At 61.2% G+C, this 13,949-nt stretch carries 12 protein-coding genes and 1 pseudogene; 10 read left to right on the forward strand and 3 right to left on the reverse strand.

Annotated features, from left to right (window positions below; genetic code table 11):
- The first annotated feature begins 28 nt into the window (after positions 1 to 28).
- From BUS06_RS30090 to BUS06_RS30135, 10 genes are all read left to right on the forward strand, one after another.
- Positions 29 to 1,378: an MFS transporter gene (locus BUS06_RS30090; RefSeq protein ID WP_074267989.1), complete on the forward strand. Its 1,350-nt coding sequence runs from the start codon at positions 29 to 31 to the stop codon at positions 1,376 to 1,378.
- A gap of 33 nt (positions 1,379 to 1,411) precedes the next feature.
- Positions 1,412 to 2,317, forward strand: coding sequence for an NAD(P)-dependent oxidoreductase (locus tag BUS06_RS30095; protein ID WP_074267990.1), 906 nt, complete (start codon positions 1,412 to 1,414; stop codon positions 2,315 to 2,317).
- A 17-nt stretch (positions 2,318 to 2,334) separates the two neighbouring features.
- The gene (locus BUS06_RS30100; protein ID WP_074267991.1) at positions 2,335 to 2,721 is read left to right on the forward strand and encodes a cupin domain-containing protein; all 387 of its coding nucleotides are present in this window, start codon (positions 2,335 to 2,337) and stop codon (positions 2,719 to 2,721) included.
- 66 nt (positions 2,722 to 2,787) lie between these two features.
- A complete protein-coding gene (locus BUS06_RS30105) occupies positions 2,788 to 3,588 on the forward strand; it encodes a carboxymuconolactone decarboxylase family protein (RefSeq protein WP_074267992.1) in 801 nt (266 codons plus the stop codon).
- A 113-nt stretch (positions 3,589 to 3,701) separates the two neighbouring features.
- Positions 3,702 to 4,571 (forward strand): ABC transporter ATP-binding protein, encoded by an 870-nt coding sequence (locus BUS06_RS30110; protein ID WP_083611678.1) that lies wholly within the window; start codon positions 3,702 to 3,704, stop codon positions 4,569 to 4,571.
- The gene (locus tag BUS06_RS30115; protein ID WP_074267993.1) at positions 4,568 to 5,386 is read left to right on the forward strand and encodes an ABC transporter permease; all 819 of its coding nucleotides are present in this window, start codon (positions 4,568 to 4,570) and stop codon (positions 5,384 to 5,386) included. Before BUS06_RS30110 ends, BUS06_RS30115 begins: the two co-directional genes overlap by 4 nt.
- The gene (locus BUS06_RS30120) at positions 5,383 to 6,405 is read left to right on the forward strand and encodes an ABC transporter substrate-binding protein (RefSeq protein ID WP_367946973.1); all 1,023 of its coding nucleotides are present in this window, start codon (positions 5,383 to 5,385) and stop codon (positions 6,403 to 6,405) included. Before BUS06_RS30115 ends, BUS06_RS30120 begins: the two co-directional genes overlap by 4 nt.
- A complete protein-coding gene (locus BUS06_RS30125; protein WP_074267994.1) occupies positions 6,402 to 7,682 on the forward strand; it encodes an amidase in 1,281 nt (426 codons plus the stop codon). Before BUS06_RS30120 ends, BUS06_RS30125 begins: the two co-directional genes overlap by 4 nt.
- A 40-nt stretch (positions 7,683 to 7,722) precedes the next feature.
- Positions 7,723 to 8,367, forward strand: coding sequence for a GntR family transcriptional regulator (locus BUS06_RS30130; RefSeq protein WP_254369000.1), 645 nt, complete (start codon positions 7,723 to 7,725; stop codon positions 8,365 to 8,367).
- A 34-nt stretch (positions 8,368 to 8,401) separates the two neighbouring features.
- The gene (locus tag BUS06_RS30135) at positions 8,402 to 9,928 is read left to right on the forward strand and encodes an amidase (protein WP_074267996.1); all 1,527 of its coding nucleotides are present in this window, start codon (positions 8,402 to 8,404) and stop codon (positions 9,926 to 9,928) included.
- A gap of 27 nt (positions 9,929 to 9,955) precedes the next feature.
- Here BUS06_RS30135 and BUS06_RS30140 read toward each other — a convergent pair whose 3' ends face one another.
- From BUS06_RS30140 to BUS06_RS30145, 3 genes and pseudogenes are all read right to left on the reverse strand, one after another.
- Complete coding sequence (locus tag BUS06_RS30140) at positions 9,956 to 12,367, reverse strand: acetamidase/formamidase family protein (protein WP_074269371.1); 2,412 nt, start codon at positions 12,365 to 12,367, stop codon at positions 9,956 to 9,958.
- 86 nt (positions 12,368 to 12,453) lie between these two features.
- A complete protein-coding gene (locus BUS06_RS37620; protein WP_143787682.1) occupies positions 12,454 to 12,660 on the reverse strand; it encodes a hypothetical protein in 207 nt (68 codons plus the stop codon).
- Positions 12,657 to 13,889 (reverse strand): annotated as a pseudogene (locus tag BUS06_RS30145) (acetamidase/formamidase family protein); the annotation flags it as partial. The gene BUS06_RS37620 and the pseudogene BUS06_RS30145, both read right to left, overlap by 4 nt.
- Positions 13,890 to 13,949 lie beyond the last annotated feature (60 nt).

Here is a 13,949-nt window from a genome sequence, read left to right on the forward strand (position 1 = left end):
GTGGCAGACCAACACCCAGGAGACAACGATGAAAACCATAACTGCCAATGACGTAGTCCAGTCGGAAGGCGAGCAGTCGATCGAAACGAAAAGGCGCAATGCGATCAAGGGCGCGTTCTTTTCCGAGTTTATCGACATGTTCGATATTTACCTACCGGTCGTCGTACTCTCGCCGGTGCTCGGGTTTTTTCAACCGCCGCATCTTTCGACCGGGACAGAGACGATTCTGGCGTCTCTGGTTTTCATCACAACTTTACTCGGCAGGCCGGTCGGCGCATTGCTGTTCGGCATGATCGCGGACCGGATCGGCAGACGTAAGGCGTCGATCTGGTCGGTGACGGGTTTCGGGGTGGTCACGTTGCTGATTGCGCTGCTGCCCGGATATCAGAGTATCGGCCTCGCATCGTACTGGTTGCTGGTGTTGCTGCGTTTTGTCGACGGCATTTTTCTGGGTGGCGGTTACACCGGCGCCATGCCGCTCGCAATCGAATACTCGAAGAAAGAGCAGCGTGGCTTCGTCGGCGGTTTCATCATTGCAGGCTTTCCCGCCGCGTATGTGACGATCAACCTCGTGGCGATGCTGATGTTCGCGCTCTTTCCGCTCAATGGCATGAATTCGCCGTATGCGCAGTGGGGCTGGCGCGTGCCTTTCGTGCTGGGCGCGGCGCTCGCTGGTGTGCTCGCGACCTACTACGTGCGCAAGGTCGCGGAGTCGGAAATCTGGCAAAGCGAAACCGCTGACAAAGCGGCGCAAGCCGAAAAACTGCCGCTTACCGACCTGATTCGCGGCAAGAGCGGACGCAACCTGTTGCAGGTGCTGGTGATGATGACCGGCTTCTGGCTCACACAAAACATTGTGACGATCTTTCTGCCCACCGGCTTGCTCGTGAAAACGCTGCACCTGTCGGGCTTCCAGATGGCATCGACGCTGATGATCACCTATTTCGTGCTGTTTTTCAGCTATATCGGTTCGGGGCTGATCGCGCAACGGATCGGACGCCGCCGTTTCTTTGTCATCGTCGGACCGTTGATCGCGACGGTTGGCGCGGCGCTGCTGTATGTGCTGGCTAATGTCGAGGGTTTGTCGCTGACAGCAATTATTTTGCTGGTCTGTGTGCTTGCCGTACTCGTGACGTCACCATGGGGCGTAATCGTCACGTACATCAACGAGCGTTTCGTGACCGATGTGCGCGCAACCGGATTCGGCGTCGGCTTTAGTCTTTCCGTGATCATTCCGTCGTTCTACGCGTTCTATATGAACTGGCTCAGTGCATTCATGCCGCTGCGTATGACGGCGGTCGCGTTGCTGTGCCTCGGTGGCCTGATTGGGATGGTCGGCGCGCTAATGGGCCCGGAAACGAAGGACGTCGATTTCTAAAGCAACTGTTTTTCTTTAAGAGGGACGCGTTTCATGAATCAGAATCGGATCGGCTTTATCGGCCTTGGCAACATGGGTGGCCGGATGACGAGACGGCTCGTCGATGCAGGTATTGCTGTACTCGGCTTCGATACCGTGAAGGACCGTATTGCGGCAACTGGCGCAGAGCCTGCCGGTACGCTGCGCGATGTCGTGGCATTCGCGGATGTCGTGATGATGTCCCTGCCGGACAGCAAAATCGTGGAGGCGGTGGTCGAAGGGGAGGATGGTGTGCTCGCGCATTGCCGTTCGGGGCAGGTCGTGGTCGATCTGAGCACGGCTGCGGCCAGTTCCACCATCCGCCTGGCAAAACGTTTCGCAGAACGTGGCGTTCACTATGTCGACGCCGGCATCTCGGGCGGAGCAGCGGCCGCTGAAAAGGGCACGCTGACATTGATGGTGGGCGGCGACGCCGGCGCGGTCGACAAGCTGAAATGGGCATTCAAGCCGATCAGCGCAAAGATCGCATACATGGGCGCGAGCGGAACAGGCCACACGACCAAGCTGCTGAATAACTTTCTGAATGCGGTGAGCCTTGCTGCGAGCGCTGAAGTGATGGTGGCCGGGAAAAAGGCCGGCCTCGATTTGCATCTGCTGCTCGATGTGCTGAACAGCAGCAGCGGGGTCAACTTTGCAACGTTGAACCGCTTTCCGAAGATCGTCGACGGCGATTATCTGGAAGGCGGTCTCACCGGCAAGCTGATGACCAAAGACGTGGTGCTATATGTGGACCGCGTGCGAGAACTGGGCGTAATGTCGCTGAATTCCGCAGGGCCGTTGGCGAGCTTCGGCCTTGGTACGGCACTCGGCTATGGCGATGTGATCAGCAATCGGGTCGTCGATGCGATCGGCGATGTGTCGGGCGGCGTGCGGTTGCATGACGCTGGCAAGGACAACTGAGAAAAGGAGAAGCAGGCATGAAGGTATTTCACGGCAGGACGGACGGCGCGAAATCGGAGCTTCGGGGCGAGACGTTTTCGGGCGAGGTGTGGGCCGATCCGGTGATGCCGGCGACTGATGGCGTTACGATCAACACGGTGCTGTTTGCCCCGCGAGGCAGAACTTACTGGCATACGCACGAGTACGGTCAGGTATTGACGGTCACGGCTGGCAAGGGCTGGATATGCAAGGATGGAGAAGCTCCCCAACCGATTCGCCAGGGCGACATCGTCTTCATTGGACCGAACGAGCGGCATTGGCATGGCGCGAGCGACAGCAGCTATATGGTGCATATCGCGACATCGCTCGGCAAGGCGACGTGGCAGGAAGAAGTCGCAGAGAAGGACTATCCGGCCGGCGTGTGACGCTGATCGCGGCACCAACAGAATGGCGCGCACACGGCCCTCTCCGCTTTCGACAGGAACAACGCGATGAGTTCAAACGAGTCAGGCAAGCCGTCATCTCAAGAGCACGACGTCCAGCATATCAAGGACGAATTCATCCGCATGCATGGTGCGTGGTCTCCCGAGTGGGAGAGCATGTTGCGTCTCGACGCGGGTTTCGTGGCGGCTTATCTGCAGTTTTCTTGCGTGCCGCAGCGGAAAAACCATCTTGGCGACAAGGTCCGGGCATTCATCGCGCTCGCCGCCGATGCCTGTGCGACGCAACTGTACGCGCCGGGCGTCGCGCATCATCTGCAGCGCGCCTTGTCGTTCGGCGCGACGCGCGATGAATTGATGGAGGTGCTCGAACTGGTGTGCACGATCGGCATCCATACAAGCAATGTAGGCGTGCCGGTACTGCTTGAAGTGCTGGAGGAAGAGGGCCTGCGCACGGGCCCCGCACCGCTCGACGATCGAAGGCTCGCATTGAAGGCGGCTTTTGAAAAGAACCGCGGCTACTGGCATCCCACCTGGGAGGGGCTGCTTGAACTCGATCCCGATCTGTTTGAAGCTTACGTCGAGTTTTCATCGGTGCCATGGAAAACCGGCGTGCTGAGTCCGAAGGTCAAGGAACTGATCTACTGCGCGTTTGACGCTTCTTCCACGCATCTGTACGTCCCGGGACTGAAGCTTCACATGCGTAACGCGCTGCGCTACGGAGCAACGGCCGAGGAAATCATGGAACTGCTGGAGATTGTCAGCACGACGGGCATTCACGGTGCGGAACTCGGTGCGCCGTTGCTTGAGGCGGCATTACAAAAAACTAAAGAAACTGCACCGCCATCCTGACAAAGCGCCTTCGGTAGGCATCGGTGTAAATCTCTAGATTTTTTTATGGCGAGTTGTGATCCGAATTTTTTTCGCTCATTGTGCATTGTGCACAACGGATTTCGGGCTTGCCAATGAACACACCGAACACGCCGGATTCGACGACATCGTCCGAGTCCGTAAAGGCGGTTTCTTCTCCCAATGTCCGGCCGGATCCCCGCCTTACGGTTGCAGGTCTTAACCATGGATTCGAAACCGACGACGGCGTGCGAACCGCGCTCTTCTCCGGGCTGAATTTCAGCGTCGGAGCGGGGGAGATCGTCTCGATCGTCGGTCGCAGCGGCGCGGGCAAGAGCACGCTGTTCAATCTGGTTTCGGGACTGCTTAGTCCGCAGAGCGGGCGTATCGAAGTCGGCCGCCGCGCGGACGGCGGTGCGGGCCGCATCGCCTATATGCTGCAAAAAGATCTGCTGATGCCGTGGCGCACGGTCCTGCAAAACGCGCTGCTGGGCATCGAGCTTTACAGAAAGGTGACGCCTCACGACATCGCCCGCGCCCGTGAGATGCTCGCGCGCTATGGGCTGACCTCGGTGGTCGACGCCTACCCACAGGCGTTATCGGGCGGCATGCGGCAGCGGGTTGCGCTGACCCGCACACTGCTGGTCGACCCCACCCTCGTGCTGCTCGACGAACCGTTCTCGGCCCTCGACTATGAAACGCGCCTGGCACTCGAGGACGACGTCATGGCGCTGCGTCAAAGCAGCGGAACCAGCGTGGTGCTCGTCACGCACGACATCGAAGAGGCGATTGCGATGAGCGACCGGGTGATTCTGCTCGGCGGCCGGCCTGCGCGCATCGAAGACTCCGTCGACGTCAAACTGTCTACGCAGGGGCCGCGCACGGCGGTATCGGCTCGCGAGGCGCCGGAGTTTCGCACCTTGCATAAGCGCATCTGGGGCGGTCTGCGCAGCAATACGATTCATCATGCAGGAGCGTCGACATGAGTGATGCAGTTATGTCAGCACAAACAGCAGGACGGCGTATGCGTGTGCGGCGTCTGAAAGGCCTGGGAGCGACCAGTGGCGTTGTGACGCTGATCATGGTGGCGCTCGTTGTGCTGTGGCAGGTGGCCGCTGGGCGCGGGTGGATCAACGGCCAGTTGTTCGGCTCGCCACTCGGCATCTATAAAGCCGCGGCAGTGGGGCTCGCGCAGGGCAGTCTCATTACGGACACGTTGACGACGCTGTATGAGACCGTGCTGGGACTCGTGATCGGCAGCGGTCTGGGGATCGGGCTCGGCTTGCTGCTCTGGTTCGTGCCGCGCGTAGCGGGTGTCACGGAAGGCTTTGCAGTGATTCTCAACAGTATTCCCAAGATTGCGCTCGGCCCGCTGATTGTCATCTGGTTCGGTTCGGACATGACCTCGAAAGTCTGGCTGGCCGGTATCTCCACTTTCGCCGTAGCGATGATTTCCTCCTGCGCCGCCGCGCGCGAGGTCGACCAGGATCTGTTGAACCTGTTTCGCTCTTTCAAGGCGAAGCCCGGGATGATCTTTCGCAAACTGATCGTGCCGGGCGCGCTACCGTGGATCTTCTCGACGCTGCGCGTGAATATCGGCTTCGCGTTGATCGGCGCTGTCGTAGGCGAATACATCGCGTCGCAAGCAGGTCTTGGTCATGCCGTGTTCGTGGCAGGCTCGCTCTTCGACCTCAATACAGTCTGGCTCGGCATCATCATCCTGACGTTGATGGCGACGCTGCTCTCCTGGATCGTTCAACTCGCGGAAAACCGCATCATTTCATGGAAAACGAAGCGATGAAGCAGTCTCTTGTCTCGCAGCGAAAACCGTCGTCGTTCAGCGTTCTGACGCTTAACCGGTTCATGCTTGGCGCCGCGACCGGTGCGGTGTTTGCGATGGCGGCGAGTCAGCCCGCAGTAGCCGCGCCGGAAAAAGTTGTGGTCTACCAGGCATTTCAATCGATTCAGTATCTGCCGCTCTATGTCGCGATAGACAAGGGCCTGTTCGCGCAGAACGGTCTCGACGTGCAGAAGGTCACGGCCGGCAGCGGCGCGCAAGGCGTTGCCGCGGTGATCGGCGGGCACGCCGACTTCTCGCTACAGGATCCGATGACCGCGGTGCTGGCTAACCTCAAAGGCGCAACGCTCGTCAACGTGGCGAATGTCGTGGCGGGCGTGCCGGTGTGGATCCTGACGCCGCCCGACTCGGCGTTGAAGAATCCAGCGGACCTCGCGGGCAAAACGGTGTCGACGGCATTACCGCCGTCGACCAGCACGTATCTGCTGCAGCGCCTGATCAAGGAAGAGAAAGTTGCTGGCGTCAATCTGAATACGGTGCAGATCGGCACTGAACTGGCGCCCGTCTCGGCAGGACGCGCCGAGGCCGCTGCAATCTATGAGCCGCAAGTGGATCAGGGAATCGCGTCGGGCTACAAGATTCTTTATGCGTTTCCCAAGGCTTACCCTGGCGGTTACGCTTTCTCGACGATGGACACACTTGCGGCCACGATCAAGTCGAAGCCGGCGATGGTGGCGGCCTTTGTGAAATCGGTCGCGCAGGCGGAAGCGTTGATCCAGCAATCGCCCGATACGGCCAAGGCTGTCGCCGTGGCGGAATTTCCGACGCTCGACAAGAAGATCGTGGAGACTGCAGTGGACCGTCTGATCAGCCAGAAAATCTATGCGGCGAACCCCGACATCTCGCAGCAGGCGTTCCGCAATGCGCTGGACCTGCAGGAATACATCGGCAATATCAAACCGGGCAGTGTCACGTACGACAGCGCGGTAGACGATTCCTTTGCCAAGGCCAGTGCGAAATGAGTGAGCAGAGTGGCGCATTTATCGCCGAACTGATTGCCAGTCGCGGTGATCCGCAGCTTTGTCGCGCGCGGCTCGAAGCCGCGCAGCTACGTGCTCAAGAGTGCGAACCATGGCTGAAGGCCTTCGTCTACCGGCCCGATAGCTACGAGACCGTGAACGCAGTGGCTAAACCGCTGGCTGGTTTGCCGATCGGCGTGAAGGATCTGATGGCGACGCACGACATGCCGACGACCTACGGCTCGCCTATCTATCAAGGTTTTCAGCCTGCCGAGGACGCGTGGATCGTCGAACGGATTCGCCACTTCGGCGGCATTGTGTTCGGCAAGACCGTCACCACCGAATTTGCCTGGCGCGAGCCGGGTCCGACGGTCAATCCGTGGAACCGGCTTCATACGCCAGGCGGTTCGTCGAGTGGTTCGGCTGCCGCGGTCGGTGCAGGCATCGTACCGCTTGCGGTCGGCACGCAGACTGTCGGCTCGGTGATCCGGCCTGCAGCGTTTTGCGGTGTGGTCGGCTATAAGCCGAGTCACGGCAATGTATCGAAGGCGGGCGTGCATCCGTTGGCGCCGTCTTTGGACCACGTGGGATTTTTTGCCCGGACTGTAGAAGGCGCTGCACTTTGTCACGCGCTGTTCGTCGACGCGAAACCCGAGGTGCTCGAAAGTCTCGATGCCTGGCATACCTACTTTACGGCGCAACCGCCGCGTAAGCTTGGTGTTGTCCGTACGCCGTTCTGGGACCGCGTGACACCGGAACAGAAGGCCAGTTTCGATGCCACGCTCGCGCGCCTGCAGGCTGCGGGCGCGACATTGATCGAACTCGATCCGTTCGACGCAATGCCGTCGATGCTCGATGCCTTGCAGACCATTCTCCAGGTTGAAGCAGCTCGCGCGATCGGACCGTTAGCAGCGGACCATCCGGACCTGATCAGTACGCATATGCTTGCGCTGACGAGCGCAGGCGCAGCGGTGTCACCAGAAAAGTACGAAACCGCGTTGGCGCTTCAGGCGAAGCTACGCAGCGAATTTGCTGGTTTCATCGACGGCTGCGACGCGCTGGTGACGGTACCAGCAACGGGTGGAGCGCCCGAAGGCCTGGCCGATACGGGCGACGCGACGTTCTGCGCGCCGTGGAGTTTTCTCGGTGTTCCAGCGGTGACGGTGCCTGCGGGGCAAACTTCGGACGGCATGCCGCTAGGTTTTCAGGTGCTGGGCAGACAGGGTGACGATCTGCCGACCCTGCAAGCCGCGGCGTGGATCGAAACTGTTTTGGGGTAGGGCATTGACCAGATTCTATCGGACAGCTCAACAATATGTATTGAGTACGCTTAGAGCGGAAATCCTGCAAGGGCTGTATCCGGCTAACACGCATCTGCGTCAGGAGGAGGTGGCGAAGCGTCTTGGCGTCAGCACGACGCCGGTTCGTGAGGCGTTTCGCGACTTACGCGCAGAAGGTCTTGTTTCGATTGACGCGAACAAGGGCGTCGTCACCCGAGGGCTAACGCTCGCGGATGTGACCGGCATCTATGAACTGCGCATGATGCTCGAACCAATGCTGGCGCAGCGCGCCTGCGTGCAGATTACGGCAACCGATCTGGAAGCGGCGCAAGGCACGCACGACGCGATGGAGGCGACCACATCGCCGGAACAGTGGTCGCTGCTGAACGAAGACTTCCACTCGCATCTGGTGAAGAGCCAGGCGGACACGCGCCTCTTCGACATGTGCGAATCGCTTTCGCTCGCGGCGCGTCCTTATGTGAGTCTTTCGATGCATGTGAATGAAGACATCATGGCATCGAACAATCGCGAGCATGCAGGACTTCTCGCGGCCTACGAGGCGGGCGATGTCGACGCCGTATATGCGCAAACCCGTAGCCACCTGGAAAATACCCGTGATGCCGTGGTCGAGTACGTGAACCAGTGGCTCGACACGGAGAGCCGGCTTCAGAGAAAATCGGGCTGATCGTCCCTCAATCATCAGCCGGGAAAGCCCGCATATGGATTCCGTTGCATTGAACACGTTGTCGGCGGTAGACGCCAGGCGTCTGATCGCCAGCCGCCAGCTTTCGCCCGTCGAACTGCTGGACGCCTGTATCGCGCAGATGCAAGCCGTCAATCCCAGCGTCAATGCGGTCGCGGCGACGCGTTTCGCACAGGCGCGCAGCGAAGCACGCACTGCCGAGCAGGCGGTCATGCGTGGTGAAAAACTGGGTTTGCTGCATGGGCTGCCGCTAGGTGTAAAGGACCTGGAAGAAACTGGCGGTCTGCTGACGACTTACGGCTCGCCGATATTTCGCAGCAACGTGCCCGCTCACGACAACGCGATGGTCGCGCGTTTGCGCGCAGCGGGCGCAATTCTGACCGCGAAGACCAACACGCCGGAAATGGGCGCGGGCGCCAATACACGCAACGCGGTATGGGGCGCCACCGGTAACCCCTTCGATCCCGCGCTGAACGCCGGCGGCTCGTCCGGTGGCTCTGCTGTCGCGTTGGCGACGGACATGCTGCCCTTGTGCACGGGGTCCGATACCGGCGGCTCGCTGCGTATTCCCGCTGCGTATTGTGGTGTCGCGGGATTTCGCCCGTCTCCGGGACTGGTGCCTGGCGACACCCGCCTGCTCGGCTGGTCGCCACTGACCGTGTCGGGCCCGATGGGGCGCACCGTGGCCGATATGCGTCTGCAGATGGCGGCGACGGTGGGCCTGCACGGTGGCGAACCGCTCGGCGTCGAGTGCGATTTCCGGACCATTCTGCGGGCACGCGACGTCGATCTGAACGCGTTGCGGATCGGGTACACCGAAGACTTTGGAGTCTGCGAGGTATCTCAAGCTACGCGGCAGACGTTTCGCGCGAAGATGGCGGCGCTGTCGGGCTACGTCGGTGTCTGCGAACCGGTGAGTTTTGAGCTGGGCGAGGTCAACCGCTGTTTCGATGTGATTCGCGCGCAGAATTTCATCGCGGGCTTCAAGGAGATCTACGAGCGTGACCCCAATCTGCTGGGAGCGAATACGCGTACCAACTACGAGATGGGGCTCGCCATGTCGCTCGGTGATGCCGTCTGGGCGCATGCAGAGCAGACCCGCATATTTCGGCGCTTCCAGGCCGCGTTCGACACGTACGATCTGATCGTTTCGCCGACCTGTCCCGTCTCGCCGTTCCCCTGGCAACAGGTCGCGCTCACGGAGATGGATGGACGCCCGCTCGAAAATTACTACCGCTGGCTGGGACTGACCTACGTGGTGAGTTTGCTGACGCATCCCGCGCTCTCGTTGCCGGCCGGAACGGACCATGCCGGCATGCCGTTTGGGCTGCAACTGGTGGGACCGTTCCGCGGCGATCGTCGCGTGCTGGATATTGCTCAGTCGCTGGAAAGCGCATTCAGCTTCGACGATGCGTTGCGGCGGCCGATGCCCGACTTCGTCAAACTGGCGGCGAGCCGGGTGGCGCTGAAATCGATTGTTACGGACGCGCCTGATGAAGGGCTCGCGCAGGGTGGGTCGACAGCCGGCCAGGCGAGGCATTGAATCTGCACTCGCTTGTCATCGACTTCGCTATGACGCGAACAACGCCTTGCGAATGATGGCATGCACGCCCCAGTTGCCGTCGACCACTTGCGTCACACCGAAGTCGACCGCAACCGAGATCAGCGAGATGGCTTCGTCTTCGCTGAGCCCCTTGGTGGTCATCAGAAAGCGACGCGTTTTGATAAACGCGTCGCGCATCGCGAGGTCGAGTGTCGATTTTTCGTACACCTTGCTTTGTGCGTGAGTGCCAAACTCGGCCAGATAATTCGCGTGGCTAAAGCCGTGCAGCACCCATTCGTCCGCGGTTTCGACGAGCGGATAGGTCAGGTCCAGATACGGTTGGCCGGCCAGGGTGGCCTTCTTGTGCAGCACGAGCTGAAAGTCGCCGGTCAGCGAGCATTCGATCGCGGTGCCACACAGTTCCGAATCGCCCTGCGATGCGTGGGGGTCTCCCACCGAGAGCAGGGCACCAGCCACCCCGACTGGCAGATACACACTCGCGCCTTGCGCGATGCGCCAATTATCGAGGTTGCCGCCGAAGGCCGACGGCGGAATCGAATCGATCAAGCCGTTCTGCTGCGGCGCGACTGCGATCAGCCCAAAATGCGGGCGCACGGGTATCTTGACGCCCTTCAGGATGCCGTAGTTTTCCTCGACCGTCGAATGGTCGACGGGAACGCCTGGATAGTCGATGGTCGGATGCACGACACCGAACGGATCGCGTTGCGGCGTCCAGCGGTAGTTGTAGACCGCGCGCGCATACGATGCACCGTGCTCAGGTAGCTCGGCATCGAGTTCGTAGATCGTGACGACCTCGCGCGGTTTCGGTTCAGTGAGCAACTCGCGGTAGTGGAATCCCCACCACGCGGCGGCATTGCTACCGAAGGCACGCCCGCTGAACTGCGGATTGGCACAACGCCTTGGATGCACGGCGAGAATCCTGACTTCGAGTACATCGCCGGGCTCTGCCCCGCGTATGGCGATCGGGCCTGTGCAAATATGCACGCCGAAGCCTTCTCCCGCACCGCGTCCATAGATCGACGCATCGATCGGTCCGGCGCCGCGCCGGTTCACGTTCTTGCGCTCGGCAGTCCAGTGAAACACGCTTTCGGCACCGGGGTCGCCCGCTACCATGCGCGCCCAATCGTCGGAGGCGTGCTGCGTCAGCGTCTCGATTGTCACGGTATCGCCACTCTCCACTTCGAGCACAGGCTTCAGGTCGTGGGAGAAGTAGCCCCAGTGAACGGTGTTAGCGGTCGCGCGCAGCAGATGATGCCGTGGCTTGCCCGGCGCGCGGCCGATTCCTTTCCCTTGGCCGGTATGCGTCTTTACCGGCGGATTTGCAACGAGCGTATCCGTATCGTTGGCCGCTGCATGATCGGCATGTGCTGCCTTCGTTCTTGCGGCCTGTGCACCGGCTTGCGCGTGAATCAGCAACGCCTCGGCGTTGAACGGCAGGCCGCGTGAAATGCGCTGGACCAGATGCCGCGCAAGTTCAAGGCTGGCTTCGTGGCGGAAGGCGCGCGGCGTGGTGTGATATTGCTCGCGGAACGCGCGGCTAAAATGGGCGGGGTCGTTAAAGCCCCAGCGGAAACAGATGTCGGAGATCGACATCTTTTCGTACAGTGGGTCGATCAGTTCGGCACGGCAGCGTTCGAGGCGGCGCGAGCGCAGATACGTCGAGAAGCTTTGGCCGACCGTTTCGAACAGCTTCTGCAGATAGCGTGGCGAGACACGCTCCTCTTTCGCGATCGGCGCCAGGCTCAGGTCCGGATCGGCGAGGCGTGCATCGATGCTGCGGCATACGCGCGAGAAAATCGCAGCCTGGGTCGAAGTTAGGCCACCGATGTTTTCCTCGCGTTGATGCACTGCGAGACTGGCGATCAGGAACTCGGCGAGCGCCAGTTCGAGCGGGCGTAACTCGCTCACCGACAAGGTATCGAGGTTTTCCACAATCGACATGAGAAACGCCGAGAACACATGACCGATACCGGCGTCGGCCGCGATTCGCCCGGCGCGCATCGACGACGGCGCGAGCAATCGCGCACTGATCGTCGCGCGCGGCACCCGTACGACAAAGGCGCGGAAATCGGCTTCGAAAGCGAGCGATGCGTGTTCGCGCGAAGGCAGGTAAACCAGGTCGTTCGGCGCGACGGGTTCGCGCCTGCCATCGGCAATGAGCATGGCGTCGCCGTCGACATTCAGCACGATCAGCAGGCTATCAGCCGCGGACGTATTCAGTTCCAGGGTCTGTGCCACCGAGGCGAGCAGACTCAGATCGAAGCCGCCAATCGATGTCTGCGTTTTGATCGTCCCGTGCAACGCCCGGCCGGTGGCGAGCGCACCGGTTTGCAGGCCCATGCGGTCGAGCGCCTCGCGCCAGGCGCGAGGCCGTTCGACTTCCGGATAGGACTCGGTGGTGAAACGCTGCAGATCCAACGTGGACTCCAGGGCGGTGGCTGACGACGCACCTGCGTCGCGCGGCGCCCGGTACCCTTGCGCCTGGATCAGACGGGTTGGGCGCGTCATGTCGTGCACCTGAAAGCAACCTTCGCGCCATTGAGCGTCACGGTGCTGCGGCGCGTCTGCACGACGCGCAGCGAGCCAGGGTCCACCTTCGTCGTGCGCGCGTGTGCGCCAGCCTCGCGCATATGCACCGCGCTGGCGCATCTGATTTCCCTGACGCGACCTGTTGCGTCGATCGGCACCTCGAACGCTGGAGCGTGTCTCACACGAACACGTTCTTGCGGATCGAGCCGTGTACGCCCCAGTTGCCGTCCACGACCTGAGTGACGCCGAAGTCGGCGGCAACCGACATCAGCGCGATGGCCTCGTCCTCGCTGAGCCGGTGCACCGTCATCAGAAAGCGGCGCAGCTTGCGGAACGCGTCGCGCATCGCCCTGTCGAGGCTGGCGTGCTGGGCCACCTCGAGCTGTGCGTTCGCGCCGAGTTCGGCCAGGTAGTTGGGAAACGTGAACCCGTACACGGACCATTGATCGTCCGTTTCGAGCATCGGGTGGGTGAGACCCTCCAGACTCGTGCCGTCCAGGTCGCTCTTCTTGTGCAGTACGAGCTCGAAGTCGCCCGTCAGCGATGTTTCGATGGCCGTGCCACCGAGTTCGCTGTCGCCTTGTGCCGCATGCGGATCGCCGACCGAGAAGAATGCACCCTCGACGGCGACCGGGTAGTACATCCGCGCTCCCTTGCCGACCCGCCAGTCGTCGATATTGCCGCCGCTGTAGCTGGGTGGAATCGAACTGACGTAGTCGGATTCGGCTGGTGCGAGTCCCATCGTGCCGAAGTGTAGCCGGGCCGGCACCTTCACATTCGGCATGATGTTCTCGCGCTTTTTGACTAACGCATGATCGACCTGCACGCCGGGATAATCGATGCTCGCGTGCACGATGCCGTCCGGATCGGTCTGCGGCGTCCACACGTAGTTATAGACGGCGCGTGCAAACGGCTCGCCGGAGGTATCGAGCTCAAAGATCGTGACCACCTCGCGCGGCTTCGGCTCCTCGATCAGATCGTGATATTGAAAGCCCCACGAAGCCGCGACATTGGAACCGAAACAGCGGCCCCGATAGCATGCATGACAGCTCGGTCGTGGCCGCACGTCGAGGATCCGCACTTCGAGAACATCGCCGGGTTCAGCGCCTTCGACAGCGATGGGCCCGGTCAGCAGATGCACGCCGACGCCTTCGCCGGCGCCTAGCGTGAAAGGGCCTTCGGTTGCGCCGGCACCGCGTCGCGAGACCGCCTTGTGCTCGCGGGTCCAGTGAAAGACGCTCTCGGCGCCGGGGTCGCCATCGATCATCCGCTCGTGGTCGTCGTTGGCATGGTGCGTGAGTGTCTCGATCGTGACGCGGTCACCGGAGCGCACGGTCAATGCGGGTGCGACGGCTTTGCTGAAATAGCCCCAATGAACGGTCTCTGGCGACACAGGGAGGGTGTGGTGCTTCATATTGGGTTGAACCTCGCTGGGAGCACCGCGCGCGAAGCCGGGCGGTGGGCAATCGTG

It is taken from the genome of Paraburkholderia phenazinium (genome assembly GCF_900141745.1).
In the GTDB taxonomy this organism is placed as follows: Bacteria; Pseudomonadota; Gammaproteobacteria; order Burkholderiales; family Burkholderiaceae; genus Paraburkholderia; species Paraburkholderia phenazinium_B.